Origin of the sequence: Bradyrhizobium sp. ISRA464 (assembly GCF_029910095.1) — a bacterium.
Taxonomy (GTDB): domain Bacteria; phylum Pseudomonadota; class Alphaproteobacteria; order Rhizobiales; family Xanthobacteraceae; genus Bradyrhizobium.
Window position 1 is genome coordinate 4,974,606 of record NZ_CP094526.1, and the last position, 26,371, is coordinate 5,000,976.

Sequence of the window (26,371 nt, forward strand, 5' to 3'; positions counted from 1 at the left end):
GCATCGTCAGATGCGTTCCGGTCCCTTCGTGGCGCGACTCCGCCACGTTACAGCGCAATGATCGCTTCCCCGGCGAGCTTGATCTCGCCGTTCTGATCCTTCGTAGTGAGCGCAAGCTTGGCCCGCTTCTCGCCATCCTGCTCCATCAGCTCGGTCACCGTGCCCTCGCAGGTCAGCTTGGCGCCGAGCTGGGTGATCGCGGCAAAGCGTGTCGAGAACGAGCGGATGCGCGACGGCGCGACGGCGTCGGTCAGCGCCTGGCCGAGATAGCCCATCACGAGCATGCCGTGCGAAAACACGTCGGGGAAACCGGCCGCCTTCGCGAAGTCGATGTCGACATGGATCGGATTGTGATCGCCGGAGGCGCCGCAATACAGCGCGAGGCGATGGCGGGTGATCGGCGGAAACTCCTTGTAGACGAGACGGTCGCCGACCGATGGAGAGTTCGCGCTCATGACGGCCTCGCATTGCGCACCACCACCGTGCGCGAGGTGTCGGCGACATGGACGCCGTCCTGATTGGTGACCTCGGTGACGACGACGATCAGCGTCATCGCCCCGCCCTTCTTGTCGGTGACGCCGTCGACACGGGACTTGAAGGTCAGCGTGTCGCCGACAACAACGGGCGCATGATAGTCGAAGCCCTGCTCGCCGTGCAGCACGCGCGCGAGATCGATATCGAGCGCGGTCAGGAACTCAAACGGATCGGGCGCGTCCATCATCTCCAGGCAGAACAGATAGGTCGGCGGCACCGGTGTCGCCGCGTAGCCGGCCGCCTGCGCGGCCTTGTCGTCGCGATAGAGCGGATTGCGCTCGCCGAGCGTATCGAGGAAGAAGCGCAGGCGCCCGGGCTCGACGCGCGCGGTCACGGGTGTGAACGTACGCCCGACGGCGGATTGATCGACCATGCGTGACCTCAGGCGCGCTCGTACAGCGTCACGACGCAGGCGCCGCCGAGGCCGAGATTGTGCTGCAGGCTGATCCGGGCGCCCTCCACTTGCGTGGCTGCCGCCGTGCCGCGCAACTGCCGCGTCAGCTCGTAGCACTGCGCAAGGCCGGTGGCGCCGAGCGGATGGCCTTTCGACAGCAGGCCGCCGGACGGATTGGTGACGATCTTGCCGCCATAAGTGTTGTCGCCGTCGTCGATGAACCGCGCCGCCTCGCCCTCGCCGCACAGCCCGAGCCCCTCATAGGTGATCAGCTCGTTATGGGCGAAGCAATCGTGCAGCTCGACGACGTCGAGATCCTCAGGGCCGATGCCGGCGGCCTCGTAGACTTTCTTCGCGGCATCGCGCGCCATGTCGTAGCCGACCACCTGCATCATGTCGCCGGCCGCGAAGGTCGAGGGCGTATCCGTCGTCATCGCCTGCGCGGCGATGCGGACCTGCTTGTTAAGGCCGTGCTGGTCGGCGAATTTTTCGGAGACCAGGATCGCGGCGGCGCCGCCGCAGGTCGGCGGGCAGGCCATCAGCCGCGTCATCACGCCGGGCCAGATCACCTGGTCGTTCATCACGTCGTCCGCGGTGACTTCTTTACGGAACAGCGCCAGCGGATTGTTCTTGGCATGGCGGCTCGCCTTCGCGCGCACCTTGGCGAAGGCGTTGAGCGGCGTGCCGTATTTCTTCATGTGGCTGAGGCCCGCGCCGCCGAAATAGCGCAGCGCCAGCGGCACTCCGGGCGCGTCGACCAGCTTGTCGGCGGCGGCGTCGAAATCATCGAAGGCGCTGGGACGATCGGTGAAGACTGCGCCGAGCGCGCCGGGCTTCATCTGCTCGAAGCCGAGCGCCATCACGCAGTCCGCGGCGCCCGATTCAACCGCCTGCCGCGCCAGGAACAGCGCGGTCGAGCCGGTCGAGCAGTTGTTGTTGACGTTGACGATCGGAATGCCGGTCATGCCGACCGGATAGAGCGCGCGCTGGCCGCAGGTGGAGTCGCCATAGACATAGCCGACATAGGCCTGCTGCACACGGCCGTAGTCGAGCCCGGCGTCGGCCAGCGCCAGCCTAGCGGCCTCCGCGCCCATCACGTGATACGGCGCGTTGGCGCCGGGCTTGACGAACGGGATCATGCCGACCCCGGCAACATAGGCGCGTGACGTCATCGTTGTCCTCCCGAAGATTACCCACTGGACTATATATTACCCACGGGTAATATACGGGGCATTCTCCGGAGTCAATGCGACCCCCACCGCACGCCATGGACGCCCACGCCCCCTCCTCCAACTCCCAGTCGCCCTGGCTGCCGTTCGAAAGCCGCCGCCGCGCCCGCGACGAGAAGCGCGAAGCGGTGTTGCGCACCGCTGTCGCGCTGTTCCTGGAGCAGGGTTATCACCGCGCCACGCTCAACGACGTCGCCAAGCGGCTGAACATCACCAAGCCCGCGCTCTACAATTATTTCCGCGGCAAGGACGAGATCCTGTTCGAGTGCTGGTCGCTCGGCAACGAGCTGGTCGACGATTGCATTGCCGAGACCTCGGCCGGCGGCGGCACGGGCCTTGATAAGCTGCGCAAGCTCACCGTCAGATATGCCGAGCTGATGACCACCGACTACGGCAAGAGCCTCGTCCGCTTCGACGTCCGCGATCTCAACGAGGACAATCGCAAGATCGTCCAGACGGCGAAGCGGCGGATCGACCGCGCCTTCCGCAGCTATATCGCCGAGGGCGTCGGCGACGGCTCGATCAGGCCGTGCGATCCGAAACTCTCGGCCTTCGCGATCGCGGGCTCGCTGAACTGGATCGGACACTGGTTTCAGCCCGGCGGCCCGATGACCGGCAAGGCCGTGGCCGAGGAATTCGCGATCCGCCTGACCGAGGGGATCGCCACAACAACGCGCAAGAGGGCGGACAAACCGCCTCGCACGGGAAACGCATCAAGGGAGGACAAGAGTGAACATCACGCACGGACTGCGGCGCGCGCTGCAGGTCAATCCAAACGGGCTCGCGGTCGTCTGCGGTGAGCGGCGGCGCAACTGGCGCGAGGTCGGCGACCGCGTCGCCCGCCTCGCCGCCGGCATTCGCGGCCTCGGCGCCAGAGATGGCGATCGCGTCGCGATCCTGTCGCTGAATTCCGATCGCTATCTCGAGCTTTATCTCGCCGTCGGCTGGGCGGGCGCGGTGATCGTGCCGCTCAACATCCGCTGGTCTCAGCTGGAGAACGAGGACGCGCTGCGCGACTGCCGCGCCGGGATCCTGTTCGTCGACAAGGCGTTTGCGCCGGTCGGCGCGACGCTGGCGAAGGCCATTCCTGGGCTGAAGCTCGTCTATGCCGACGATGGCGCGATGCCCGAGGGCATGGAGAATTACGAGACGCTGATCGCACGCAACCTGCCGATGCCGGATGCGATGCGCGGCGCGAGCGACCTAGCCGGCATCTTCTACACCGGCGGCACCACCGGCCGCTCCAAGGGCGTGATGCTGAGCCACGGCAACCTGATGGCTAACGCGCTGAACGCGCTCAGCGAAGGCCTGTGGCCGGGCACGTCGACCTACCTGCATGCGGCGCCGATGTTCCACCTCGCCAATGGCGCGGCGATGTATTCGGTGCTGCTGTCGGGCGGCTCGAACGTCGTGATCCAGGGCTTTACGCCCGATGGCGTCGCCTCCGCCATGCAGAAGGAGCGCGTCACCGACGTCCTGCTGGTGCCGACCATGATCCAGATGTTCGTCGATCATCCCACGCTCGGCAATTACGACCTGTCGTCGCTGCGACGGATCGCCTATGGCGCCTCGCCGATCAGCGACGCCGTGCTGATGCGCGCGATGAAGGCGCTGCCGCATGTCGAGTTCACCCAGGCCTACGGCATGACCGAGCTGTCGCCGATCGCAACGCTGCTGCACTGGAAGGAGCATATCGGCGAGGGCCGTGCCAAGGGCCGGCATCGCGCCGCCGGCCGCGCCACGCTCGGCTGCGAGGTCAAGATCGTCGACGCCGAAGACAAGGTGGTGCCATCAGGCACAGTCGGCGAGATCGCGGTGCGCGGCGATGTCGTGATGATGGGCTATTGGGAGCGCCCTGAGGAGACCGCGCGCGCCGTGATCGACGGCTGGATGCACACCGGCGACGGCGGCTGCATGGACGAGGACGGCTTCGTCTACGTCGTCGACCGCGTCAAGGACATGATCATCTCCGGCGGCGAGAACGTCTATTCCGCGGAGGTCGAGAACGCGCTGGCACAGCACCCGGCGGTGGCGCAATGCGCGGTGATCGGCATCCCGAGCGAGCGCTGGGGCGAGCAGGTTCACGCCGTCGTCGTGATGAAGAGCGGCGCCAGCGCCACGCCGGAAGAACTGATGGAGCACTGCAAGACGCTGATCGCCGGCTACAAATGTCCGCGCAGCGTCGACATTACCTCGACACCGCTGCCGCTCTCCGGCGCCGGCAAGATCCTGAAGCGCGAACTGCGCCGGCCGTACTGGGAGAACCGCGACCGGCGCGTGAGCTGACGCGCGCGTTGCATGGCGTGGTTTCAGCAGCAAGCGTTGACATCGGAGCAAGCGGCCGATTGGATCGGTTAGATTCAATCCAGCGAGTTCCGATGTCCGCACCTGATACGAATGCCGACGGCAAGCCGCGCCGCCTGATGCACCGCCGCTCCGTCGAATGTCTCGGCTATCTCCGGGACGACGGACTGTGGGAGGTCGAGGCCCGGCTGGTCGACACAAAACCCTATGCGCGGCACGACCGCCATCGCGGCCTGCAGCAGCCCGACGATCCCGTGCACGACATCCGCCTGCGGCTCGCGGTCGACGACAGCTTCACGATCCGCGAGACCGGCACGACGATGGCCTCGACGCCCTACCCGTCCTGCCTCGATGTCGAAGGCATTCTGCAACGCCTGGTCGGCGAGCGCATCGGCAAGGGCTGGCGCGACATTATCAGGCGCAAGATCGGTCGGCTGGAGACCTACACGCATCTCGCGGAGCTGTTGGGACCGGCGGTGACGACGCTGTTCCAGACGGCAACGTCAGGCAAGAACCCGCAGGGCCGCGACTCGCTCGACCAACAGCAGGAGCTCAAGGAACCGCCGTTCTTCGTCGGCGGCTGCTACTCGTGGCGACTGGACGGACCCGTCGTGGCCGAGATGTTTCCGCAGTTCGCGAAGAAAGCTGTCGAGGCGAAGCAGGAATCATAGAGCCGTGGTCGCGGGGTGGGTTAGCCGACGACGTTCGCCGTAGCTCAACGAGCGAAGACAGAAGGCGTAACCCACCTTCCGTCCGATCCGCGTGATGGTGGGTTACGCTTCGCTAACCCACCTTACGGGTTACCCGACAATCCCGCCAATTTCAGGCTCAACGCCCGCAGCCGCCTCCGCGCCTCGGCATCATAAGCCTGCGAATGGGCGCGGGCTTCGCGCATGCCGTCGAAGAACAACCCGCTTCGGTCGGCAACGTCGTCGCCGTGGACCAGATGCAGGATGGCGTCGCCGCCCTGCTCCACGGTCGACATCGGCGTGGTGCCGCTGGCGCGCACCATCGTGGTGTTCATGTAGGTCGCCGGATGCAGCGCGTTCACGGTCACGCCGCTCCCCTGCAACTCCGCCGCGAGATCGATCGTGAACATGATCTGCGACAGCTTGCTCTGCGCATAGGCGCGCCCGCCGCTGTAATTCCTCGTGATCATCACGTCGTCGAAATCGATCGGATGCTGGCCGAGCGAGGCGACCTGGACGATACGCGAAGGGGCGCTCGCCTTCAGCCGCGGCAGGAGCATGTGCGTGAGCAGGAAGCCGGCGAGATAGTTCACCGCGAAGCGCAGCTCGTGCCCGTCCTTGCTGGTCTGCCGCGCCGGCCCCTCGTTCTGCGAGCCGATGCCGGCGTTGCTGACGAAGACGTCGAGCCTCTCCTGATCGTCGAGCACGAGCTGGGCGAACTCGCGGACCTCCGCGAGCGAGGAAAGATCGGCCTGATAGAACATCGGCTCGCGGCCGCTCACCCGCTTGATCTCGTCGGCGAGAGTCTGCGCCCGCGTCGTATCGCGGCCATGGATCAGGACGCGGGCGCCGGCGGCGGCGAGCTTCATCGCCACGTAGCGACCGACGCCATCGGTGGAGCCGGTGATCAACACCGTCTTGCCTTCCATCTTCATTGCCATCGTCCTTCGGTCGTTCTCCCTGCACCAGCATCAAAGATAATTGGCGATATCGACTTTGCCATGGCGTGCCACCGTCGCGCCAGCACGTCACTTTAACTGCAGCTCGACATCACAACATTTTTAGGTTGCATTTCATATCTCAATCCCGGCCATTGCTCCCGCGGTCTGTCGCGCGTCCCGTCGCCGCATGAGACAACCCTCTCCTGCGGCGCCACGTCACGCCTCGGCATGGCCCGGTTCTGGTATCGTCGGTCCAAGTCGACGAAGCCATGGCGTGCGGTTGCTGCCGGGCATGCGCGAACGGGCACAGGATGTTCCGATCGACACCAAACAGGATCACGCGGAATGCTCCGTCACTGGAGCCGTTCGGCATGCTGCTCCTGCTCGGCGTGCTGACCGCACTGCCGGCGATCGCGGCGATCCGCCTGCTCGAGCCCGGGCTCGTTCTGCCCGTGCTCAGCATCCTGCTGTTCGCGCAGGCCGCAATCGCCGCGGTCGTGGCGTACGCAATCCGCGTGCGGACAACTTCGGCGCACTTGAACCTGTGGGATTTTGCCGGTGCGTTCACCCTGATGGGGTGTGCAGCGGCGATCCTCGGCGAGCCGGATCAGGCGGCGCTGTTCTTCGAGGAACAGGCCGCGCTGCGTCCGGACTAGAGCATGATCCGGAAAAGTGGAAACCGGTTTTCCGAAAAGATCATGCTCAAACAAAAAGATGAGATCATGATGCGCTTCAATCTAATCGCATCATGATCTAGCGACCGTAAATCCCAGGCCGGGCCCCTCTGGCAGCCACAAGCTGCGATGTCGGACTGGAACATTGGAGTGGCCCTGCTTCGACCCGCGACGCGGCTCCGCGTCGTGGTGGATTCGCCATCCGCCCGATGGCGACAGCCAACACGTCGAAACCGGTCCACTCCCCGACCTCAAGGGGAGCATGACCCATGTCCGAACTTCTCACACTCGAAACTTTCAGCGCATTGCTCCAGGTCATCCTCATCGACCTCGTGCTGGCCGGCGACAATGCCGTCGTCATCGGACTTGCCGCTGCTGGCCTACCCGAGCGGCAACGCACCAAGGCGATCCTGATCGGCATCGGCGCCGCGACCCTGCTGCGCATCCTGTTCGCCATCGCCACGACGCAGCTCATGCAGATCGTCGGCCTGCTGCTGGCGGGCGGCATCCTGCTGCTCTGGGTGTGCTGGAAGATGTGGCGCGAGTTGCGCGCGTCGGCCGCGGAAGGCATGGCCGGGCACGGCGCTGACGATGCGGAGGCGCCACGCAAGACGCTGCTTCAGGCCACCACGCAGATCATCGTCGCCGATGTCTCGATGTCGCTCGACAATGTGCTCGCGGTCGCAGGTGCCGCGCGCGAGCAGCCGATCGTGCTGGTGTTCGGCCTGATCCTCTCGATCGCGCTGATGGGCGCGGCGGCCTCGTTCATCGCGCGGCTGCTGCAGACCCACTGCTGGATCGCCTATGTCGGCCTGCTGGTGATCCTCTATGTCGCCATCGACATGACCGTTCGCGGCATCTCCGACGTCGCCAGGATCGCCCCGGCCTGACCGCGGAATGTAAAACGGCGTCCGCTGGCCCGCCGTTCTACAAGACGTTCATTCAGCGCGCGATCAAGTTAGGTAAGCGTTGCGGCAGACTCGCTGCACCTCTCCCGCTTGCGGGGTCGAGACGAGCGGAGCTCGCTCTTAGGCCGGAACGCATCGTCAGATGCGTTCCGGGTGGGGGCTCTTTCCACAATATGACTCGTGGTGACACCCCCACCCCAGCCCTCCCCCGCAAGCGGGAGAGGGAGCGCAGTTCTGTCGCGGCGGCTGTTGGACTTCACCTTATCCAGCGTCAGTGGATCTCCGCCGAGCGCTTCAGCGCGTCCTTCAGCTTCTCAAGCGAAAAATCCTTCGATCGCGCGATCTCCAGGATCGGCGTCTCGCGGCGGCCGCACAGTTCGGCGGCTTCAGGCAACTTTGCCGCGACCTCATAGGGGATCACGATGGCGCCGTGGCTGTCGGCGTGGATCAGGTCGTTGGAGCGCACCGTCATGCCGGCGACGCGGACCTCACCGCCGAAGCTTTCCGCATGCACCCAGGCATGCGACGGGCCGATCGAGCCCGCCAGCGCCTGGAAGCCCGGCGCCCACTGCGGGATATCGCGGATCGAGCCGTCGGTGATGACGCCGAGGCAGCCCAACGCCTTGTGGACGTTGCTCTGCACCTCACCCCAGAACGCGCCGTAGCCGACGTCGGGGCCGTCGATGTCCTGGATCACGGAGATGCGCGGCCCGGCACCGGTGCCGACATATTCATAGTATTCGATGCGGCGCTTCGACTGCTCCTCGGCCGAGAGGCCGGATTTCAGCACCGAGCGGATCGTCGCAGTGCGGGCGTAGCCGACGATCGGCGGCAGGGTCGGAAACGGGCAAACCAGCGGCTTCACCGTGTAGCCGATCAGCCGGCGCTCCGGCGCCACGATCTCCATCGCGTTGCAGATCGTCGGCGTATCGTAGCGCGCCAACGCTTCGAGGACGGAGGCGGGAAGCGGGGCGGAAGCGGATGTCGTCACGGCGTTTCTCTCCTGATTTTTGGCATGCGCAGGCCGGCCTCAGCCTATAGCCGAGATCGGGCGCGAACCCAACCGAGCGAACGCTCATGGCTGATATTTGGGAAGTGCTCTTTCTCCTCATCCTGAGGAGCGGCGAAGCCGCGTCTCGAAGGATGAGGCCACCAGCGGGGCCTCATGGTTCGAGACGCGCGTGCCGCGCTCCTCACCATGAGGGACTGAAGATGTTTGGCCGGCCTCAGTTCAACCTTGCCGGACGGTTGTCCTGGTCGGTGCTCGCGGCCGGCGGCGTGTAGGCCGGTGCCGCTGTCGGCGCGGGTGCGCTCGCCGCCTGCGTTTGCGCGGCAAGACTGCGCTCCTGGTCGCGATACGACTTCCAGCCCCAGGGCAGGCTGATCAAATAGAGCACCGAGCCCGCCGACAGGATGTGCCAGGGATAGCCGATCAAGAGCGCGACGAAGAACACCACTGCGACGAACACCGGCAGCACCATTTCCGGCGGCACGCGCATCTTCACCGTCTTGCCGGAGAACACCGGCAGCCGCGACACCATCAGGAACGCGATCAGCAGCGTATAGAACGCCGTCAGCGTCGCCGGCGGCATCGGCACGCCGAGGAAGGCGAGATAGATCGGCAGCAGCACGGTAATCGCGCCGGCCGGCGCCGGCACGCCGGTGAAGTAATTGGCGGCGAAGGCAGGCTTGTTCGGATCGTCGATCGAGGCGTTGAACCGCGCCAGGCGCAGGCCGCCGGAGATCGCGAACACCATCGCGGCGATCCAGCCGCCATTGTTCAGCTCATGCAGCTGCCAGAAATACAGGATCAGGCCCGGCGCCACGCCGAAATTGACGAAGTCGGCGAGGCTGTCGAGCTCGGCGCCGAATTTCGACTGGCCCTTGATCATGCGCGCGACGCGACCGTCGATGCCGTCGAGGATCGCGGCGAACACAATCGCGGCAACCGCAAGCTCCATCCGCCCTTCCGTCGAGAGGCGGATCGCGGTCAGGCCGGCGCAGATCGCCAGCAGCGTGATCATGTTCGGCACGAGCATCCGCACCGGGATCGGGCGGAACCGCCGGCGGCGAAACTCGGGAGAGTCTGGGTCGAATGGCACCATAGCTTACTAATATAGCAAGCACGCGCCCGCTCCGCCAATGCGGCAGGAACCGGCTGATTGGGCTGACAAAACAGAGTTAACCACATCATCGACACCGTTCGTCCTCATCCTGAGGAGCCCGCGCCGCGGGTGTCTCGAAGGATGTAGGCCACAGTTGGGCCTCATGGTTCGAGACGCGCGTTCCGCGCTCCTCACCATGAGGGTTACCAATCAATCGGCGCGGAACGTCCGGCCGGGATCGCCACCCCGGAAATCCGCCAAAATCGTCTCGCCCGCGATCGCGGTCTGCCCTTCCGAGACCAGCGCCTTGGTGCCCTCGGGCAGATAGACATCGAGCCGCGAACCGAAGCGGATCAGGCCGAAGCGCTCGCCGGCGCCGATCGACTGCCCTTCCTTGACGAAGCAGACGATCCGCCGCGCCACCAGCCCCGCGATCTGGATCACGCCGATCCGGCCGTTCGGCGTCGAGATCACCAGCGAATTGCGCTCATTGTCCTCGCTCGCCTTGTCGAGCTCGGCATTGATGAAGGCGCCCGGCCGATAGGCGATGCGGTCGATACGGCCGGCCACCGGGCTGCGGTTCACGTGGCAGTTGAACACGCTCATGAAGATGGAGACCCGCGGCAGCGGCTTGTCGCCGAGACCTAGCTCGGCCGGCGGCAATGCCTGCCCCACCATGGAGACGCGGCCGTCGGCCGGCGACACCACGATGCCGTCGCGCACCGGCGTCACGCGCACCGGATCGCGGAAGAACAGCGCGCACCAGATGGTGAGTAGCGTCCCGATCCACCCCAGCGGGGTCCAGATCCAGAACAGGATCAAGCTCGCGAGTGCGAAGCCGCCGATGAAGGGATAGCCCTCCGGGTGGATCGGCGGGACCTGTGCACGGATGGAATTGGCGATGGACATCAGAGCTCGCTGGGTTCCCCGCTCCTTCGGCGGGAGATCGGCGCTCTACTTCCTCTATTCCGCGGCGGTCGGCAAGGGCTTCTCGACCGTGACGGGGGCGGAATCCTGGGCCGGCTCGGCGACCGGCGGCGGCAGGCGGTTGGGCGCCTCGCTGTCGTCGTCAATCTCCGCGAGCCGTTCGCGGGCCGCCTCGGCCTCGCGCTGCCGGTTCCACATGCCGGCATACAGCCCGCCCGCGGCCAGCAGCCGGGCATGGGTGCCGCGCTCGGCGATCCGGCCCTGATCCAGCACGATGATCTCGTCGGCGCCGACAATGGTCGACAGGCGGTGCGCGATCACGAGCGAGGTCCGGTTGCGCGAGACGCGCTCCAGCGCGTCCTGGATCTCGGCCTCGGTGTGGCTGTCGAGCGCGGAGGTCGCCTCGTCCAGCAACAGGATCGGCGGCGCTTTCAGCACCGTGCGTGCGATCGCGACGCGCTGCTTTTCGCCGCCGGAGAGTTTCAGCCCGCGCTCGCCGACCTGGGTCTCATAACCCTTAGGTGACATCCGGATGAAATGGTCGATCTGCGCCAGCCGCGCCGCTTCCTCCACTTCCGCATCGCTGGCGTCCCAGCGGCCGTAGCGGATGTTGTAGCGGATGGTGTCGTTGAACAGCACGGTGTCCTGCGGCACCATGCCGATCGAAGCACGCAGCGACGCCTGCGTCACCGACTTGATGTCCTGGCCGTCGATCAGGATACGGCCGCTGGAGACGTCATAGAGCCGAAACAGCAGCCGCGAGATCGTCGACTTGCCGGCCCCTGAAGGACCGACGATGGCGACCGTCTTGCCGGCGGGCACCTCGAAGCTGAGGCCCTTGAGGATCGGCCGGTCGGGTTCGTAGGCGAAGCGGACATCCTCGAAGCGCACGCTGCCGGCGGACACGGCGAGCGGCCTGGCGTCCGGCATGTCCTTCACTTCCGGATTGCGCGCCAGCACATCGAACATCTTCTCGATGTCGATGATCGCCTGCTTGATCTCGCGATATACCATGCCCATGAAATTGAGCGGCTGGTAGAGCTGGATCATCATGGAGTTGATCAGCACGAAATCGCCGACGGTATGGCTGCCCTTGCGGATGCCGAGCGCGCACATCAGCATCGTCGCGGTCAGGCCCACGGTGAAGATGATCGCCTGCCCGGTGTTGAGCACCGCGAGCGAGGTATAGGTCTTTACGCTGGCCTGCTCGTAACGCTCCATCGAGCGGTCGTAGCGCTTTGCCTCGCGCTCCTCGGCGCCGAAATATTTCACCGTCTCGTAGTTGAGCAGCGAATCGATCGCCTTAGTGTTCGCCTCGGTGTCGGAATCGTTCATCTTGCGGCGGATCTCGATCCGCCACTCGGTCGCGATGTAGGTGAAATACATGAACACGACGACGGTGAGCAGCACCGCCAGCACGTAGCGCCAGTCGAACTGCCAGAGCAGCACCGCCGCCAGCAGCGTGACCTCGACGATGGTCGGGATCAGCTGCAGGATCACCATCCGCACGATGGTCTCGATGCCGGTGCGGCCGCGCTCGAGGATGCGGGTCAGGCCGCCGGTCTTGCGCTCGAGATGGAAGCGCAGCGACAGTTCGTGCATGTGCACGAAGGTGATGTAGGCGAGCCGCCGCACCGCATGCATGGCGACGTGCGCGAAGATGCCGTCGCGCCATTGCGTCAGCACCGCCATGATGATGCGCACCGCGCCGTAGCCGATCGTCATCAAAAGCGGCGAGGCGATCAGCCACATCATCCAGTTGGACGGAGCGACGGGTGCCGAGCCGGCGCCGTTCAGCGCATCGATCGCCCATTTGAAGGTGAACGGCACCGACAGCGTCGCGAGCTTCGCGAACAGCAGCAGCACCACCGACCAGACCACGCGCATCTTCAGATCGGCGCGATCGCCCGGCCAGATATAGGGCCAGAGATGAACGAGCGTGCCGATCAGCGTCGCCTTTTCGACCGCCTGCGTCGCGGCTGCGGGCGCCTCGACGGCAGGCACATGCGGCTGCGGGGGCGCCATCAGGAGCCCGCCCGGGTTGGGGCGGCGCGCCCTCTTGCCGTCACATCTTTTCCACGGTTTGACATTCTGGCCGTCATATAGACCGTTTGATTGCGGCGTACAGACTTGTGGCGAAAATCTTTCGCGATTCGCGGGAATTTACGGGATTTTTTCGTCCTCAATCCCCATATCCTACCCTCGACCCTTTTCCCTACCCTTGACCCTTTTTACGCTGCAGTGCCACAAGGATCGCATGAACCAAATCAAGACTGTCTGTGTCTATTGCGGCTCCGGCCCCGGTAACAATCCCCGCTTCATTGAAGCTGCCGTTGCGCTCGGTAAGAGTTTTGCCGAGAACAACGTCCGCCTGGTCTATGGCGGCGGATCGATCGGCCTGATGGGCGCGGTTGCCAAATCCACGCTTCAGCACGGTGGCTCCGTCACCGGCATCATTCCGGAATTCTTGCGGGCGCGCGAGAACGCGCTGACATCGGTTCAGGAAATGATCGTCACGCCCGACATGCATGAGCGCAAGCGGCTGATGTTCGAGCGCTCGGATGCGTTCGTCGCCCTGCCCGGCGGCGTCGGCACGCTGGAGGAATTGGTCGAGCAATTGACCTGGCAGCAGCTCGGCCGGCATTCGAAGCCGGTGCTGCTCGCCAACATCGACAATTTCTGGGAGCCGCTGCTCTCGCTTCTGAACCACATGCGTACCACCGAGTTCATCCGCCCGACGCTGGCCGTCAACGTGCTGATGACCGACCGCGTCGAGGACATCCTGCCGCGGTTGCGCTCCGCGGTGGCGCGGACCCCGGAAAGCGCCAAGGAGCTCGCACCGGACGTGGCGCGGCGGCTGTAGGCTTGAGGGCGCACTCGCCTCTCTCCCCGTCATGCTGAGGCGGCCGCATAGCGGCCGTCTCGAAGCACGAGAGCCGGACTGGTGGCCGTGCATCCTTCGAGACGCGCGTGCCGCTCCTCAGGATGACGGGTCGAGAGAAGCGCGGGTCCAACGGACCTCACTCGCTCGGAAACGTCACGGCCTCGACACGGTTGCCGTCGGGATCGAGCACGAAAGCCGCGTAGTAGCGGACGCGATCATGCGGGCGCAGGCCCGGTGCGCCGTCGGAGCGGCCGCCGGCGGCAAGCGCGGCGGCATGGAACGCATCGACCTCGGCGGTCGTCTTCGCGCGCAGGCAGATATGGGTGCCGCTCTCGTGCGGCACCGGCGGCATGCCGGCGCGCAGATTGATCCAGAACTCGGGATAGGCCTTGCCGAAGCCGATCGTCGCCGGCCGGGTGACCAGGCGCGTCAGCCCGAGCGCGGCCAATGTCGGTTCATAGAACCGCGCCGCGCGTCCGAGATCGCGGACGCCGACAGAGACGTGGTCGATCATGAAAGTCCCTCCCTCCCCCCGTCATTGCCAGGAGCGAAGCGACCAAGCAATCCATGCTGCAGCGTGCGCGGAGGGATGGATTGCTTCGCTTCGCTCGTAATGACGGCGTTATCTCATGTCGGCGCGCCCGACTTCACGAGCTTGTACACCAGCGAATCCATCAGCGCCTGGAACGAGGCGTCGATGATGTTCGGCGAAACGCCGACCGTGGTCCAATTGTCGCCGGTCTCGTCCTCGCTCTCGATCAGGACGCGCGTGACCGCCTCAGAGCCGCCATTGAGGATACGCACGCGGTAGTCGATCAGCTTTAGGCCGTCGATGTATTTCTGGTATTTGCCGAGATCCTTGCGCAGTGCGACGTCGAGCGCATTCACCGGACCGTTGCCTTCGGCGGCCGAGATCAGCCGCTCGCCGTCGACGTCGACCTTCACCACGGCGAGCGCCACCGTGACGCGCAGGCCATTGGCGTTGTAGCGCTGCTCGACATTGACGTCGAATTGCTCGACCTTGAAATATTCCGGCACCTTGCCGAGCGTGCGCCGCGCCAGCAGCTCGAACGAGGCGTTGGCGGATTCATAGGCGAAGCCCGCCGCCTCGCGCTCCTTCAACTCCTCGACGAGCCGCGTTAGCCGCGGATCGCTCTTGTCATAGGCGATGCCGGCGCGATCGAGCTCGGCGATGACGTTGGAGCGGCCGGCCTGGTCAGACACCAGCACCTTGCGGTGATTGCCGACCGATTCCGGCAGCACATGCTCGTAGGTGTGCGGATCCTTCAACACCGCGGAGGCGTGGATGCCGGTCTTGGTGACGAAGGCGCTCTCGCCGACGTAAGCCGCATGGCGGTTGGGCGCGCGGTTCAGCATGTCATCGAGGGTGCGAGACACCTTCGTCAGCGTCGCCATCTTGTCCGCGGTGACGCCGATCTCGAACTTGTCGGCAAACTCCTGCTTCAGCCGCAAGGTCGGGATCAGCGAGCACAGATTGGCGTTGCCACAGCGCTCGCCGAGGCCGTTGAGCGTGCCCTGGATCTGCCGCGCGCCAGCGCGCACCGCGGCCAGCGAATTGGCCACCGCCTGCTCGGTGTCGTTATGGGCGTGGATGCCGAGATTTGCGCCCGGCACATGCTCGATGACGTCGCCGACGATGGTCTCGACCTCGTGCGGCATGGTGCCGCCATTGGTGTCGCACAGCACCACCCAGCGCGCGCCGGACTCAAAGGCCACTTTCGCGCAGGCCAGCGCGTAGTCGCGGTTCTCCTTGTAGCCGTCGAAGAAGTGCTCGCAGTCGACCATCACCTCGCGGCCAAGCGCCCTGGCTGCCGCGACACTGTCGCGGATCGAGGCGAGATTCTCCTCGTTCGTGGTCTCGAGCGCGACCCGAACCTGATAGGCGGAGGACTTGGCGACGAAGCAGATCGCATCCGCCTTGGCCTCGAGGATGCCGGCCAGTCCCGGATCGTTCGAGGCCGAGCGGCCGGGACGGCGCGTCATGCCGAACGCGGTGAAGCGCGCGTGGTCGAAAGCGGGCTTCGTGCTGAAGAATTCGGAGTCGGTCGGATTGGCACCAGGATAGCCGCCCTCGACATAGTCGATGCCGAGCTCGTCCAGCATCTTGGCGATCACCTGCTTGTCCTGCAGCGTGAAGTCGACGCCGTTGGTTTGCGCGCCGTCGCGCAGCGTGGTGTCGAACAGATAGAGGCGTTCACGGCTCATGCGTGGCCTCCCTGGGTCGCGACACCGTCGAGCTTCTTTTGCATCGTGGTGTTGGCGAGCCATTCGCCATTGATGGTCACCGAATTGCGCTGTTGCGCGACGTAGCCGCGCTTGCGGAAGAACTCGAGCGCGGTATCGCTGGCATCGACCGTCAGGGCCTTGGCGCCGCGCGCACCCGCGATCTTCTCCAGGGCATCGCACAACGCCGCGCCGACGCCCTGCCCGACCGCGCTCGGATGCACATAGAGCATATCGATATGGTCGGTGCCCTTCAGCGAGGCGAAGCCGACCGGCGCGCCCTGCAGCGTTGCGATCAGCGTAAGCTGGGCGGCGAGCTTCTTGCCGAACGCAGCCTCGTCCTCGGCGGCCAACGCCCAGGCTTCCTGCTGCGCCTCGCTGTAATCGTCGCCGGTGAGATCCATGATCGACGCCGCGAAAATGGCCGCAAGCATCGGCGCATCTTCCGGCAGGAATGGACGCAGTGCGGGGGTGGAACGGCTCATCGCGCGACCTCCCAGGTCGTCATTGGCTTTCCTTCAGCATCTTTTCCGTCCTTGATCGCCACGCCCATGGCGGCGAGCTGATCGCGGATGCGGTCGGACTCCTTGAAATCCTTCCGTGCACGGGCCGCACTACGTTCAGCGATCAGCGCCTCGACCGCATTGGCGTCGACACCGCTCGCCTGCTGCTTGCGGCTCTTCCAAGCGCCCGCGCTCTCAGACAGGAAGCCGAGCAGCCGCAGCGAGCTGGCGAGCTCCTTGCGAGCCTGCTCGCTGGTCGACGCCGCATGGCGCAGACCGTGCAGCACCGCCATCGCCTGCGCGGTGTTGAGGTCGTCGTAGAGCGCCTCGATCATCGCCGGCGACGGCGGGCCGGACTCGGCGTCGGCCGCGACCGCATACCAGTCGTCGAGCGTCTTCGCGGCCTCTTCGGTCGCCTTCAGCGTCCAGTCGAGCGGCGAGCGATAGTGCGTCTTCAGCATGGCGAGCCGCAGCACCTCGCCCGGCCAGTCCGTCAGCAGATCGCGGATCGTGAAGAAGTTGCCGAGCGACTTCGACATCTTCTCGCTCTCGATCTGCAGGAAGCCGTTGTGCATCCAGACATTGGCCATGCGGTCGGCGTGGAAGGCGCAGCAGGTCTGTGCGAGCTCGTTCTCATGGTGCGGGAACACCAGGTCGATGCCGCCGCCATGGATGTCGAACCTCTCGCCGAGATGCTTCCAGGCCATCGCCGAGCACTCGATGTGCCAGCCTGGCCGGCCCTCGACCTTGATCCCGGCCGGCGACGGCCAAGATGGCTCGCCCGGCTTCGACGGCTTCCAGAGCACGAAGTCGGTGTTGTCGCGCTTGTAGGGCGCGACGTCGACGCGGGCGCCCGCGATCATCTCGTCGAGCGAGCGCTTCGACAGCGAGCCATAGCGCGGCAGCACCGAATTGGCCGAATTCATCGCCTGCGGCGAGAACAGCACGTGATCTTCCGCGACATAGGCGAAGCCGCCGGCGACCAGCTTCTCGATGATCGCGCGCATCTCCGGGATGTGCTCGGTCGCGCGCGGCTGCACCGTCGGGGCCAAGCAGCCGAGCGCGGTGACGTCGTCCTGGTACTGCTGATAGGTCTGCTCGGTGACCTTGCGGATCGCCTCGTTCAGGGGCACGCCGGGATAGTCCCGCGCGGCGCGGACGTTGATCTTGTCATCAACGTCGGTGACGTTGCGGACATAGGTCACGTGATCGGCGCCGTAGCGATGGCGCAGCACGCGGAACAGCACGTCGAACACGATCGCGGCGCGGCCGTTGCCGATATGAGCGAAGTCGTAGACCGTCGGTCCGCAGGCATACATGCGGACGTTATTGGCATCGAGCGGCACGAACGGCCGCTTCTCCCGGGTCAACGTATCGTAGAGTCGCAATTCCATGGAAACCGTCCCTTGCGGCCGGGCGGTCCAATGATCTCAGGGTGATTGAGAAAAGACGGCCTCAGCCAGCGAATCGCTAGCTAATAATCTCGCGGCAAATGCTGCAGATGGCGAGGTGGCCGTTCATGGTTCCACCATGTCTCATGGCCCCTCTGTGCCGTCAAGGGGCTGTTTTGAGGTCGTTTGTACCCGCTCCGCCGGCGAAAGCCGCGCCAAGTCCCTCATGGTTAATCATTATTAAGAGTTCGGGCGTATCCGGTGAACCGCGGATTTCACCCGTTTCCCCGGTGCACCATGCGGCTCATTTCAGCATTCATTGCCTGCGCGTCCCTCCTCACTGCCTCGGCCGCGCTGGCCGACAGCCGCGTCTTCATCATCGCCAACCAGGCCGACGGCTACGGCGTCGACCAGTGCCTGGCGCGCGGCGACAAATGCGGCGCGTATGCCGCGCGCGCCTACTGCCAGTCACGCGATTTTGCACAGGCGACGAATTACCGCCGCGTCGAGCCCGACGAGATCACCGGCGCGATTCCGGGTGCGTCCAGCGACAAATGCAGCGGAAATGGCTGCGGCGAATACGTCGCCATCACCTGCCAGCGCTGAACGCGCGCCAAGCGACTGGTCAAGCCGGGCTTTTTGCCACATCGGTGCCCCGGAAACGACGTGACGCTGCCCCGAGAAAAGGCTATTGCAAGCCGCCTTGGCCGCGCGTTGGCGTTCGCCGTGCGGCATCGTTCTAATGGCCGGATATGCCCGATACCCCCGATCTTCGCTTCTCCCGATGGCTTTTGACCTGCGCCGTGCTTGCCGGCATTGCCCTGCCCGCCTCTGACGCATTCGCGCAGGTGAATCCGGGCCCGCCCGGACCGCTGCCGCAACAGGCGCAGGCCAACCCGATGTGCGCCCGGCTCGAAGGGCAATTGGCGACGATCGATCGCGGCGGCGGCACCGGCGATCCGGCCAGGGACGAGCAGATCCGCCGCTATCAGGACGCGGCAACCAGGCAGCAGGGCGAGCTCGATCGCGTGACGGCGCAGGCCCGGCGCATGGGTTGCGACAGCTCCGGCTTCTTCTCGCTGTTCAACAACAACTCGGCGCAGTGTGGCCCGGTCAACAACCAGATCCAGCAGATGCGCGCCAATCTCGACCAGATGACCGCGAACCTCGAGCGGCTGCGCTCCGGCGGGCTCGGCGGCGCCGACCGCGAGAACCAGCGGCGCTCGGTGCTGACCGCGCTCGCGCAGAACAATTGCGGCCCGCAATATGCTGCTGCCGCTGCGCGCGGCCCGGGCAACTTCCTCGAGAACCTGTTCGGCGGCGGTAACGCCAACCCGAATCCGAACCCGGAGATACCTCCACCCGGTCCCGAATACGGCGCGCAGTCCGGCACCTACCGCACCGTGTGCGTGCGCACCTGCGACGGCGCTTATTTCCCGATCTCGTTCGCAACCGTGCAGGCGCGCTTCGCCGATGACGAGCGGGTCTGCAAGGCGCAATGCCCCGCCGCGGAAGCGACGCTGTTCGCCTATCGCAATCCGGGCGAGGACATCAACCAGGCGGTGTCGATCAGCGGCCAGCCCTACTCTTCGCTGCCGAACGCCTTCAAATACCGCACCGAGTTCAATCCGTCGTGCTCCTGCAAGGCGGCCGGCCAGAGCTGGGCGGAAGCGCTGAAGGGCGTCGATGACAAGGCCAGTGTCGAGCAGCAGGGCGACATCGTCGTCACCGAGGAGAGCGCGCGGAAGATGCAGCAGCGCGCCCAGCAGCAGGCGACGAAATCCGCCGCCGGCAAGAAGGGCGCGCCGGCAGCAGCGCAGCAGCAACAACCGGCCGCGGCTGACGCGACAGCTCCGGCCACGCCGTCCGGCGACGGGCAGATCCGCACGGTCGGACCGACCTTCATTCCGCCGAAGCATTAGGGACCCGGCGCCCCCTCCGCGCATTCGGTTCACTTCTTCCGCTTGCGCGCGAGGGAGCTGACTCACTTCGCGGTGCCGTGAGGGCTCAACCCTCGAACGCTTCCGCCGATGCGCGGTTGGCCCGCGCCACGAGCTGCTCGTCCGGCGCGGGCCAGACCTTGCCGGGATCGCGGAAGCGATTGGTGATGGGATAGCGGCGGTCGCGGCCGAAATTCTTAGCGGTGACCTTGACGCCCGGCGCCGCCTGCCGGCGCTTGTATTCGGCGATATAGAGCAGGCGGTCGATGCGTGTCACCACATCGCGGTCGAAGCCGGCGGCAATGATCGTCGCCAGCGGCTCCTCGCGCTCGACGAGACGCTCGAGGATCGCATCCAGCACGTCGTAAGGCGGCAGCGAATCCTGGTCGGTCTGGTTCTCGCGCAATTCCGCGGTCGGCGGACGGGTGATGATGTTGACCGGGATCACCTCGCCCGACGGTCCGAGCGCGCCGTCCGGCTTCCAGGAATTGCGCAAGGACGACAGGCGGAACACCTCGGTCTTGTAGATGTCCTTGATCGGGTTGAAGCCGCCGTTCATGTCGCCATAGAGCGTGGCGTAGCCGACCGACATCTCCGACTTGTTGCCCGTGGTCACCACCATGGCGCCGGTCTTGTTGGAGATCGCCATCAACAGCGTGCCGCGGGCGCGCGCCTGCAAATTCTCCTCGGTGATGTCGCGCTCCAGGCCCGCGAAGGCCGGCGCCAGGATCTTCTCGAACCCGTTCACGGCGTCGGCGATCGGCAGCACCTCGTAGCGGATGCCGAGCGCGGCCGCGAGCTTGGCGGCATCGTCGAGCGACACCTGCGCGGTGTAGCGGAACGGCAGCATCACGCCGCGCACCATGTCGACGCCGAGCGCATCCACCGCGATCGCGGCACACAGCGCGGAGTCGATGCCGCCGGAGATGCCGAGCAGCACGCCCGGAAAACCGTTCTTGCGGACATAGTCGCGCAGGCCGAGCACGCAGGCTGCGTAATCCGCCTTGTCGCCCTCGAGGAGCTCGGCGATCGGGCCGTTGCAGCGCCAGCCGTCTGGCGTCTTGCGCCAGGACAATGTCGTGATGTTCTCCTCGAACGCCGGAAGCTGCGCCGCGACCGACAGGTCGGCGTTCAGCGCGAACGAGGCGCCGTCGAAGATCAATTCGTCCTGGCCGCCGATCTCGTTGAGATAGATCAGCGGCAGCCCGCTCTCGGTGACGCGCGCCACCACGATCGAGAGCCTCAGATCGGTCTTGTCGCGGGCGTAAGGCGAGCCGTTCGGCACTATGAGGATTTCGGCGCCGGTCTCGGCCAGGCACTCGACGACGTTTTCGTATTCCTCCGACTCCTCGAGCCAGATGTCCTCGCAGATCGGCACCCCGATGCGCACGCCGCGCACCGTCACCGGGCCCGAGGCCGGCCCGCGCGCGAACAGCCGCTTCTCGTCGAACACGCCGTAGTTCGGCAGATTCGCCTTGAAGCGAAGCGCGGCAATGCGGCCCTCGTCGAGCAGCGCGCAGGCGTTATAGAGCTTGCCGTCCTCGACCCAGGGTGTGCCGATCAGCATGGCTGGTCCGCCATCGGCGGTCTCGCGCGCCAGCTCCTCGATCGCAAGCCGGCAGGCCGACTGGAACGCCGGTTTAAGGACCAGATCCTCCGGCGGATAGCCGGCAATGAACAGTTCCGAGAGCACCACCAGATCGGCGCCGTCGGCCTTCGCCCGCTCGCGCGCGGCGCGCGCCTTCGCGGCGTTGGCGGTGACGTCACCGACCGTCGGATTGAGTTGCGCCAGCGTGATCTTGATCTGTTGTTCGCTCATACTCTTAAGTTGTCCTGCACGAGAGCAAACTTCAATCCGCCCGGATCAGAACGCGCCCATGCGTTCGGCGAGGGCAAACAGCCAGAACAGCCCGGCCATGACAAGCGCGACGCCGACCGCGGCCGAGCCCATATCCTTGACCCGCCCGATCTGCGGGTCATGATCCATGGTCAGGCGATCGGCCAGCTTCTCGATCGCGGTGTTGAGCAGCTCGATCACCAGCACCAGCACCACGGCCGCGACCAGCTCGACCCGGCGCATCATCGTGGCGCCGACCAGCCAAGCCAGCGGCAGCGAGAGCACCAGCGCCACCACCTCCTCGCGAATCGCCTGCTCCGAGCGAATGGCGAAGGCCAGCCCGTTGCGTGAGTTGATGGTGGCCCGCCAGAACCTCAGCAAGTCACAGCCCCGCGGCGGCCGGCATCGGTTTGGTCTTGCCGGCGCGCTCCTGCTTCAGGAGCTCGGCGATCAGGAAGGCCATGTCGATCGACTGTTCGGCGTTCAGACGCGGATCGCAGACCGTGTGGTAGCGGTCGTTGAGGTCCTCATCGGTAATGGCGCGCGCGCCGCCGATGCATTCGGTGACGTCCTGCCCGGTCATCTCCAGATGCACGCCGCCGGCATGCGTGCCTTCCGCGGCGTGGACCTGGAAGAACGACTTCACCTCCGACAGCACGCGGTCGAACGGCCGGGTCTTGTAGCCTGATGTCGAGGTGATGGTGTTGCCATGCATCGGATCGCATGACCACACCACCGTGCGCCCCTCCCGCTGCACGGCGCGGATCATGCCCGGCAGATGATCGCCGACCTTGTCGGCGCCGAACCGGTTGATCAGCGTCAGCCGTCCCGCCTCGTTGTCCGGGTTCAGCACGTCGATCAGCTTCAGCAGCTCGTCCGGCTTCAGCGACGGACCGCATTTCAGGCCGATCGGGTTCTTGATGCCGCGAAAATATTCGACATGGCCGTGATCGAGCTGGCGGGTGCGGTCGCCGATCCAGATCATGTGGCCTGATGTCGCGTACCAGTCGCCGGTCGTCGAATCGACCCGCGTCATCGCCTGCTCGTAGCCGAGCAGCAGCGCCTCGTGGCTGGTGTAGAAGTCGGTGGCGCGCAGTTCGGGATGGCTTTCGAGGTCGAGGCCGCAGGCGCGCATGAAGTTCAGCGCGTCCGAGATGCGGTCTGCCAGCTCCTTGTAGCGGCGCGACTGCGGCGAGTCCTTCAGGAAGCCGAGCATCCACTGATGCACGCTGCCGAGATTGGCGAAGCCGCCGGTCGCGAACGCGCGCAGCAGATTCAGCGTCGCCGCCGACTGGCGATAGGCCATCAACTGGCGCTGCGGATCGGGCGTGCGCGCTTCCGCCGTGAAGGCGATGTCGTTGACAATATCGCCGCGATAGCTCGGCAGCTCGACGCCGTTCTGCTTCTCGGTCGGCGACGAGCGCGGCTTGGCGAACTGGCCGGCGATCCGGCCGACCTTCACCACCGGCAGCGCACCGGCATAGGTGAGCACGACCGCCATCTGCAGCAGCACGCGGAAGAAGTCGCGGATGTTGTTGGCGCCGTGCTCGGCAAAGCTCTCGGCACAGTCACCGCCCTGCAGCAGGAAGGCTTCGCCGGCGGCGACGCGGCCCAGCGCCTTCTTCAGGTTGCGCGCTTCGCCGGCGAACACCAGCGGCGGAAAGGTCGCAAGCTGGGCCTCGACATCCGCCAACGCTTTGGCATCGGGATATTTGGGAACCTGCACGACCTTCTTGGCGCGCCAGCTATCGGGTGTCCACCGCTCGGACATGAGGTCAACTCCTGAGCAAAAACCGCAACTTAATCCACGGTCGAGGAAAGGCCCGGGTTATACACAGGCTCCCGCAACCTCGCTAGAAGGATTCCTGCAATTCCGTCAAGCTCTTGCAGAAAAGCCGAATTCGCATTTGTTAGACCATACCATGAATGCTGGGGTAAATGCCGTGGCCGGGGCCGGGCTGGACGACGTTTTTCGCGACGACATCGTCGTGCCCGCCGTCGACGGCTACCCGCTTGCGGCGACGCTGTTCCTGCCGCGCGGCGTCAAGCGCCATGCCGTCCTGGTCAATTCGGCGACCGCCGTCCCGCGAAAGCTCTATCGCGGCTTTGCCGGCTATCTTGCCCGCCGCGGCGCCGCGGTCCTGACCTACGACTACCGCGGCACGGGCGATTCCCGGCGGAAGGCGCTGACCGGCAACAATCAGTCGACATCGCTGGCCGGCTTCAAGGCGACGATGGCCGACTGGGCCGCGCTCGACGTCACCGCGGCGGTGACCTGGATGCGCGAGCGCTACCGCAATCTGCCGTTCGCCTATATCGGCCATTCCTTCGGCGGCCAGGCGCTTGGGCTGCTCGCCAACAACGCCGAGATCCCGCGCGCACTGCTGATCGCATCGCAGGCCGCCTACTGGAAGCTGATGGCTTCGCCCGAACGCTACCGCGTCGTTGCCTACATGAACGGTGTCGGCCTGCCGCTGGCCCGTGTGCTCGGCTACCTGCCCGGCTGGGCCGGGCTCGGCATGGACCTGCCGAGAGGTGTGTTCGAGCAATGGACGCGCTGGGTGATGTCGCCGCGCTATCTGCTCGACGACGCGACGCTCGCCGCGCGCGAGAACTTTCCGAAATTCAAGGGAAAGCTCCGCGCGCTGGCGATCACCGACGACACCTGGGCGACGCGGCCGGCGGTCGAATTGCTGTGCTCGGCCTTCACCTCGATCACGCCCGACATCGTCTCGATCCGCCCGCTCGATGCCGGCGTGAAGACAATCGGCCATCTCGGCTTCTTCCGCGGCGAGCATCGCGAAACGCTGTGGCGAGGTGCGGCCGAGTGGATCGAGGGGGAGAGTTGAGCGCGGTCCCATGGTCGTCCCCGGAGCGTTCCGATGAAATATCTCGTCCTCACGTTGCTGCTTGCGTCCACCCCGGCGATGGCGTGCTCGTTTGATACGGATTGCCAGCCGGGCAACCGGTGCCTGAAGACGTCTGGAAACATCTACGGGGTCTGCGTCGGCGGCCTGTCGCCCGGCAACGCCAACGATCAACAACCGATCTCATCACCGCTTGACGTCAATGGCACCTATGGCAACACCTGCTCGTTCGACACCGACTGCGGTCCCGGCAGCCGTTGCGTCAAGGGTGCTTCGATCCAGGGCGTCTGCATGAGATAGTCCGCGCGCGGGACTCATGCCAGCTTGCGCGGGGCGGCGGTCGCGGCACTGCCCGTGTTGGGGGTCCCGGTCGGCTCGATCAGCAAGAGATGCACCTCCTCGCGCGCAACGGGACGATGCTCGACTCCCTTCGGCACGATGTACATCTGGCCCGGCTTGAGCGTGATGGTTCGATCGCGGAGCTGAATGTCGAGCACGCCCTTCAGGACGAGAAAGAAGTCGTCGGTGTCGTCATGCTTGTGCCAGACGAACTCACCTTGGACCTTCACGACCATGACATCGCACGCGTTGAATTGCGCAATGGTGCGCGGTGACCAGTGATCGGAAAATGTGGACAGCTTTTCGTCGAGATCGATCGCATCGCTCATCGGTGCCTCCGGAGTCGGTCAGACACGTTAGCGCAATCTCCCGCTGTCGTGACCGTCGCGCTTCGAGATGGCCACCATGTGGCCTCCTCGGCATGACGTGCTTAGATCCTATTCGACTATCAAACAGCCCGGCCGCGCTGTCAGCACCCGCGAATGCGGGTGATCCAGTATTCCAGAGACACCAGGGCTTGAGCCGAGAGGCCGCGGCGTACTGGATGCCCGCATGCGCGGGCATGACGATCGAGAGGATGCAAGTCTGCATTCTCGCGACGTGAATCGTCCGAGTCTTGCCGTTCGTTTCGCTCTCTGAATTCGCAGAGGGCGCAGGGAAAGCCGGGTGCCGATCGCACCCATGGGTCCCGAGCAAATGGAAAGCTCGGGAGGTAGGACCACAGGTGAAACCGGAGCAATCCCGGCTTTCCCTGCGCGATGGTTTACGGCTTATACGTGCTCTCCCCGGCGAGACTGGGCTTTGTTGTCACCGTCATCAGCGAGAGAGCTTGTCCCTCGCTGATGAGACACCTGCCACTAGGGCGTCAGGCCTGCACGACTTCACCGTCCGCTATCTGCCACGCTCGTCAGCCGCGACATCGGCGTCCACCGCATCTCGACCCAACACTCGTGACGATCGCGAAGCGCCCCTCAAGCGGGTGAGACGGGCCATTCATACACTGAGTTGCGCTTCTGGAAAACAGAAATATTTTCGATGTGGGGTCTTGCGCCGTCGGGCAAATTAGTGCTTGGCGCCAGGACATGGCAGTGTCCGTACCGCGCTTGAAAGCGGACATCCCCGCAGGGCTCGGAAAGAGCCGCCCCAAGAACGCGCGGCGGCTACGACCTCAGCTACGGTGCTGGACTGCTCTTCGCTTGCTGGATTTTCCCCAATGTCCCGCCTGACGCGGGGCCTCCTTGCGGCGCTCGGCCGGAGAGACGTCTCCGTTGCCGGATTTCTTTGAGAGCAATTCCTTTTCGGCCTGATACCACAGCACGTCCATTTTGCACCGAGGCTCGCCGGCAGCCTTCCAGAGCTCGTAAGCGCGAGTCCGGATCTCCTGCTCGGTTGGACCAGTCATGGGCAGCCTCCCTCATGCTGAGCAATCGTTTGAAAATGCAATCGCTGCCGTAACGGCCATAATGGCCGCAACCTATCTCCCGCGCTGTGCGCCGGGAACGTCCCGGGGGTCGCCGCGCGGCTCATGCTACGTAAGTCCAACTTCCAGGCCAGCGCGAGGTTCCTGGGCGCGCGCGAGTCTGGCCCCTGGCCGACCACCTCAGCGGTCGCAGCCGGCGGGACGCATCAGCATAACACAGCCCGTGTTCCGCCGCGCTGTC

Annotated in this window: 27 protein-coding genes; 10 read left to right on the forward strand and 17 right to left on the reverse strand. The window is 65.4% G+C overall.

Translation table 11 applies throughout. From position 1 onward, the window contains the following. Positions 1–47: 47 nt before the first annotated feature. Genes MTX19_RS23480 through MTX19_RS23490 form a run of 3 tightly spaced genes read right to left on the reverse strand, consistent with a single transcriptional unit; the run spans position 48 to position 2,100 of the window. Positions 48–455 carry a MaoC family dehydratase gene (locus tag MTX19_RS23480; RefSeq protein WP_280979507.1) on the reverse strand — a complete coding sequence of 136 codons (408 nt, stop codon included), beginning with the start codon at positions 453–455 and terminating at the stop codon, positions 48–50. Beyond that, on the reverse strand, positions 452–907 hold the full coding sequence (locus MTX19_RS23485) for a MaoC family dehydratase N-terminal domain-containing protein (protein ID WP_280979508.1): 456 nt from the start codon (positions 905–907) through the stop codon (positions 452–454). Before MTX19_RS23485 ends, MTX19_RS23480 begins: the two co-directional genes overlap by 4 nt. Positions 908–915: 8 nt before the next feature. Further along, a complete protein-coding gene (locus MTX19_RS23490) occupies positions 916–2,100 on the reverse strand; it encodes a lipid-transfer protein (protein ID WP_280979509.1) in 1,185 nt (394 codons plus the stop codon). A 74-nt stretch (positions 2,101–2,174) separates the two neighbouring features. Here MTX19_RS23490 and MTX19_RS23495 point away from each other — a divergent pair, with 74 nt between their 5' ends. The 3 genes from MTX19_RS23495 to MTX19_RS23505 all read left to right on the forward strand — a co-directional run bounded on the left by MTX19_RS23495 (position 2,175) and on the right by MTX19_RS23505 (position 5,132). Continuing rightward, a complete protein-coding gene (locus MTX19_RS23495) occupies positions 2,175–2,957 on the forward strand; it encodes a TetR/AcrR family transcriptional regulator (protein ID WP_280979510.1) in 783 nt (260 codons plus the stop codon). After that, entirely contained in the window at positions 2,887–4,443 is a 1,557-nt protein-coding gene (locus MTX19_RS23500) for a long-chain fatty acid--CoA ligase (protein ID WP_280979511.1), read from the forward strand. Before MTX19_RS23495 ends, MTX19_RS23500 begins: the two co-directional genes overlap by 71 nt. A gap of 92 nt (positions 4,444–4,535) precedes the next feature. Further along, positions 4,536–5,132 carry a DUF2889 domain-containing protein gene (locus MTX19_RS23505; RefSeq protein ID WP_280979512.1) on the forward strand — a complete coding sequence of 199 codons (597 nt, stop codon included), beginning with the start codon at positions 4,536–4,538 and terminating at the stop codon, positions 5,130–5,132. 122 nt (positions 5,133–5,254) lie between these two features. On the opposite strand, the gene MTX19_RS23510 is transcribed toward MTX19_RS23505, so the two are convergent. Beyond that, a complete protein-coding gene (locus MTX19_RS23510; protein WP_280979513.1) occupies positions 5,255–6,085 on the reverse strand; it encodes an SDR family NAD(P)-dependent oxidoreductase in 831 nt (276 codons plus the stop codon). A gap of 377 nt (positions 6,086–6,462) precedes the next feature. On the opposite strand from MTX19_RS23510, the gene MTX19_RS23515 reads away from it, so the two are divergent. Together MTX19_RS23515 and MTX19_RS23520 are read left to right on the forward strand one after the other, a co-directional pair. Continuing rightward, positions 6,463–6,747 (forward strand): hypothetical protein, encoded by a 285-nt coding sequence (locus MTX19_RS23515; protein ID WP_280979514.1) that lies wholly within the window; start codon positions 6,463–6,465, stop codon positions 6,745–6,747. 287 nt (positions 6,748–7,034) lie between these two features. After that, positions 7,035–7,655: a TerC family protein gene (locus MTX19_RS23520; protein ID WP_280979515.1), complete on the forward strand. Its 621-nt coding sequence runs from the start codon at positions 7,035–7,037 to the stop codon at positions 7,653–7,655. Between the two features lie 289 nt (positions 7,656–7,944). On the opposite strand, the gene MTX19_RS23525 is transcribed toward MTX19_RS23520, so the two are convergent. From MTX19_RS23525 to MTX19_RS23540, 4 genes are all read right to left on the reverse strand, one after another. After that, a complete protein-coding gene (locus MTX19_RS23525; RefSeq protein ID WP_280979516.1) occupies positions 7,945–8,664 on the reverse strand; it encodes an RraA family protein in 720 nt (239 codons plus the stop codon). Positions 8,665–8,899: 235 nt separating this feature from the next. After that, the gene (pssA, locus tag MTX19_RS23530) at positions 8,900–9,775 is read right to left on the reverse strand and encodes a CDP-diacylglycerol--serine O-phosphatidyltransferase (protein WP_280978136.1); all 876 of its coding nucleotides are present in this window, start codon (positions 9,773–9,775) and stop codon (positions 8,900–8,902) included. A gap of 213 nt (positions 9,776–9,988) precedes the next feature. Next, positions 9,989–10,690 carry a phosphatidylserine decarboxylase gene (locus tag MTX19_RS23535; protein WP_280986136.1) on the reverse strand — a complete coding sequence of 234 codons (702 nt, stop codon included), beginning with the start codon at positions 10,688–10,690 and terminating at the stop codon, positions 9,989–9,991. A 51-nt stretch (positions 10,691–10,741) separates the two neighbouring features. Beyond that, positions 10,742–12,730 (reverse strand): ABC transporter ATP-binding protein/permease, encoded by a 1,989-nt coding sequence (locus tag MTX19_RS23540; protein ID WP_280979517.1) that lies wholly within the window; start codon positions 12,728–12,730, stop codon positions 10,742–10,744. 232 nt (positions 12,731–12,962) lie between these two features. On the opposite strand from MTX19_RS23540, the gene MTX19_RS23545 reads away from it, so the two are divergent. Then, positions 12,963–13,568: a TIGR00730 family Rossman fold protein gene (locus tag MTX19_RS23545; RefSeq protein WP_280979518.1), complete on the forward strand. Its 606-nt coding sequence runs from the start codon at positions 12,963–12,965 to the stop codon at positions 13,566–13,568. Between the two features lie 157 nt (positions 13,569–13,725). Here the strand turns inward: MTX19_RS23545 and MTX19_RS23550 are convergent, their stop codons facing one another. The 4 genes from MTX19_RS23550 to cysS form a co-directional block, all read right to left on the reverse strand. Beyond that, positions 13,726–14,103, reverse strand: a complete 378-nt coding sequence (locus MTX19_RS23550) for a VOC family protein (protein WP_280979519.1) — start codon at positions 14,101–14,103, stop codon at positions 13,726–13,728. A 113-nt stretch (positions 14,104–14,216) separates the two neighbouring features. Continuing rightward, positions 14,217–15,815: a citramalate synthase gene (cimA, locus tag MTX19_RS23555; protein ID WP_280985486.1), complete on the reverse strand. Its 1,599-nt coding sequence runs from the start codon at positions 15,813–15,815 to the stop codon at positions 14,217–14,219. Beyond that, positions 15,812–16,318: a GNAT family N-acetyltransferase gene (locus tag MTX19_RS23560; RefSeq protein WP_280979520.1), complete on the reverse strand. Its 507-nt coding sequence runs from the start codon at positions 16,316–16,318 to the stop codon at positions 15,812–15,814. The genes cimA and MTX19_RS23560 overlap by 4 nt, the downstream gene beginning before the upstream one ends. Next, a complete protein-coding gene (cysS, locus tag MTX19_RS23565; RefSeq protein WP_280979521.1) occupies positions 16,315–17,730 on the reverse strand; it encodes a cysteine--tRNA ligase in 1,416 nt (471 codons plus the stop codon). The genes MTX19_RS23560 and cysS overlap by 4 nt, the downstream gene beginning before the upstream one ends. Before the next feature lie 294 nt (positions 17,731–18,024). On the opposite strand from cysS, the gene MTX19_RS23570 reads away from it, so the two are divergent. Together MTX19_RS23570 and MTX19_RS23575 are read left to right on the forward strand one after the other, a co-directional pair. Beyond that, positions 18,025–18,333 carry a hypothetical protein gene (locus MTX19_RS23570; protein ID WP_280979522.1) on the forward strand — a complete coding sequence of 103 codons (309 nt, stop codon included), beginning with the start codon at positions 18,025–18,027 and terminating at the stop codon, positions 18,331–18,333. Between the two features lie 146 nt (positions 18,334–18,479). Further along, a complete protein-coding gene (locus MTX19_RS23575) occupies positions 18,480–19,649 on the forward strand; it encodes a DUF2865 domain-containing protein (RefSeq protein ID WP_280979523.1) in 1,170 nt (389 codons plus the stop codon). An 85-nt stretch (positions 19,650–19,734) separates the two neighbouring features. Here MTX19_RS23575 and MTX19_RS23580 read toward each other — a convergent pair whose 3' ends face one another. From MTX19_RS23580 to MTX19_RS23590, 3 genes are read right to left on the reverse strand one after another with little or no spacing between them, the layout of a single operon-like run. Next, positions 19,735–21,486 carry an NAD+ synthase gene (locus tag MTX19_RS23580; RefSeq protein ID WP_280972158.1) on the reverse strand — a complete coding sequence of 584 codons (1,752 nt, stop codon included), beginning with the start codon at positions 21,484–21,486 and terminating at the stop codon, positions 19,735–19,737. A 45-nt stretch (positions 21,487–21,531) separates the two neighbouring features. Continuing rightward, positions 21,532–21,885, reverse strand: a complete 354-nt coding sequence (locus MTX19_RS23585; RefSeq protein WP_280972159.1) for a diacylglycerol kinase — start codon at positions 21,883–21,885, stop codon at positions 21,532–21,534. Between the two features lies 1 nt (position 21,886). Continuing rightward, on the reverse strand, positions 21,887–23,275 hold the full coding sequence (locus tag MTX19_RS23590; protein WP_280985487.1) for a 3-deoxy-7-phosphoheptulonate synthase class II: 1,389 nt from the start codon (positions 23,273–23,275) through the stop codon (positions 21,887–21,889). 151 nt (positions 23,276–23,426) lie between these two features. Here MTX19_RS23590 and MTX19_RS23595 point away from each other — a divergent pair, with 151 nt between their 5' ends. Continuing rightward, a complete protein-coding gene (locus tag MTX19_RS23595) occupies positions 23,427–24,353 on the forward strand; it encodes an alpha/beta fold hydrolase (RefSeq protein WP_280979524.1) in 927 nt (308 codons plus the stop codon). 33 nt (positions 24,354–24,386) lie between these two features. Then, positions 24,387–24,671 (forward strand): hypothetical protein, encoded by a 285-nt coding sequence (locus MTX19_RS23600; RefSeq protein WP_280979525.1) that lies wholly within the window; start codon positions 24,387–24,389, stop codon positions 24,669–24,671. A 14-nt stretch (positions 24,672–24,685) separates the two neighbouring features. Here MTX19_RS23600 and MTX19_RS23605 read toward each other — a convergent pair whose 3' ends face one another. Continuing rightward, complete coding sequence (locus MTX19_RS23605) at positions 24,686–25,039, reverse strand: cupin domain-containing protein (RefSeq protein ID WP_280979526.1); 354 nt, start codon at positions 25,037–25,039, stop codon at positions 24,686–24,688. Positions 25,040–25,878: 839 nt separating this feature from the next. After that, entirely contained in the window at positions 25,879–26,112 is a 234-nt protein-coding gene (locus tag MTX19_RS23610; RefSeq protein ID WP_280979527.1) for a DUF2934 domain-containing protein, read from the reverse strand. Between the last annotated feature and the right edge of the window lie 259 nt (positions 26,113–26,371).

What these genes read in the sequence shown, in the direction of transcription:
- MTX19_RS23480 (WP_280979507.1), bottom strand. Translation starts at nt 455, where the DNA reads ATGAGCGCGAACTCTCCATCGGTCGGCGACCGTCTCGTCTACAAGGAG.
- MTX19_RS23485 (WP_280979508.1), bottom strand. Translation starts at nt 907, where the DNA reads ATGGTCGATCAATCCGCCGTCGGGCGTACGTTCACACCCGTGACCGCG.
- MTX19_RS23490 (WP_280979509.1), bottom strand. Translation starts at nt 2,100, where the DNA reads ATGACGTCACGCGCCTATGTTGCCGGGGTCGGCATGATCCCGTTCGTC.
- MTX19_RS23495 (WP_280979510.1), top strand. Translation starts at nt 2,175, where the DNA reads ATGCGACCCCCACCGCACGCCATGGACGCCCACGCCCCCTCCTCCAAC.
- MTX19_RS23505 (WP_280979512.1), top strand. Translation starts at nt 4,536, where the DNA reads ATGTCCGCACCTGATACGAATGCCGACGGCAAGCCGCGCCGCCTGATG.
- MTX19_RS23510 (WP_280979513.1), bottom strand. Translation starts at nt 6,085, where the DNA reads ATGAAGATGGAAGGCAAGACGGTGTTGATCACCGGCTCCACCGATGGC.
- MTX19_RS23515 (WP_280979514.1), top strand. Translation starts at nt 6,463, where the DNA reads ATGCTGCTCCTGCTCGGCGTGCTGACCGCACTGCCGGCGATCGCGGCG.
- MTX19_RS23520 (WP_280979515.1), top strand. Translation starts at nt 7,035, where the DNA reads ATGTCCGAACTTCTCACACTCGAAACTTTCAGCGCATTGCTCCAGGTC.
- MTX19_RS23540 (WP_280979517.1), bottom strand. Translation starts at nt 12,730, where the DNA reads ATGGCGCCCCCGCAGCCGCATGTGCCTGCCGTCGAGGCGCCCGCAGCC.
- MTX19_RS23545 (WP_280979518.1), top strand. Translation starts at nt 12,963, where the DNA reads ATGAACCAAATCAAGACTGTCTGTGTCTATTGCGGCTCCGGCCCCGGT.
- MTX19_RS23550 (WP_280979519.1), bottom strand. Translation starts at nt 14,103, where the DNA reads ATGATCGACCACGTCTCTGTCGGCGTCCGCGATCTCGGACGCGCGGCG.
- cimA (WP_280985486.1), bottom strand. Translation starts at nt 15,815, where the DNA reads ATGAGCCGTGAACGCCTCTATCTGTTCGACACCACGCTGCGCGACGGC.
- MTX19_RS23560 (WP_280979520.1), bottom strand. Translation starts at nt 16,318, where the DNA reads ATGAGCCGTTCCACCCCCGCACTGCGTCCATTCCTGCCGGAAGATGCG.
- cysS (WP_280979521.1), bottom strand. Translation starts at nt 17,730, where the DNA reads ATGGAATTGCGACTCTACGATACGTTGACCCGGGAGAAGCGGCCGTTC.
- MTX19_RS23570 (WP_280979522.1), top strand. Translation starts at nt 18,025, where the DNA reads ATGCGGCTCATTTCAGCATTCATTGCCTGCGCGTCCCTCCTCACTGCC.
- MTX19_RS23575 (WP_280979523.1), top strand. Translation starts at nt 18,480, where the DNA reads ATGCCCGATACCCCCGATCTTCGCTTCTCCCGATGGCTTTTGACCTGC.
- MTX19_RS23580 (WP_280972158.1), bottom strand. Translation starts at nt 21,486, where the DNA reads ATGAGCGAACAACAGATCAAGATCACGCTGGCGCAACTCAATCCGACG.
- MTX19_RS23590 (WP_280985487.1), bottom strand. Translation starts at nt 23,275, where the DNA reads ATGTCCGAGCGGTGGACACCCGATAGCTGGCGCGCCAAGAAGGTCGTG.
- MTX19_RS23595 (WP_280979524.1), top strand. Translation starts at nt 23,427, where the DNA reads ATGAATGCTGGGGTAAATGCCGTGGCCGGGGCCGGGCTGGACGACGTT.
- MTX19_RS23600 (WP_280979525.1), top strand. Translation starts at nt 24,387, where the DNA reads ATGAAATATCTCGTCCTCACGTTGCTGCTTGCGTCCACCCCGGCGATG.
- MTX19_RS23605 (WP_280979526.1), bottom strand. Translation starts at nt 25,039, where the DNA reads ATGAGCGATGCGATCGATCTCGACGAAAAGCTGTCCACATTTTCCGAT.
- MTX19_RS23610 (WP_280979527.1), bottom strand. Translation starts at nt 26,112, where the DNA reads ATGACTGGTCCAACCGAGCAGGAGATCCGGACTCGCGCTTACGAGCTC.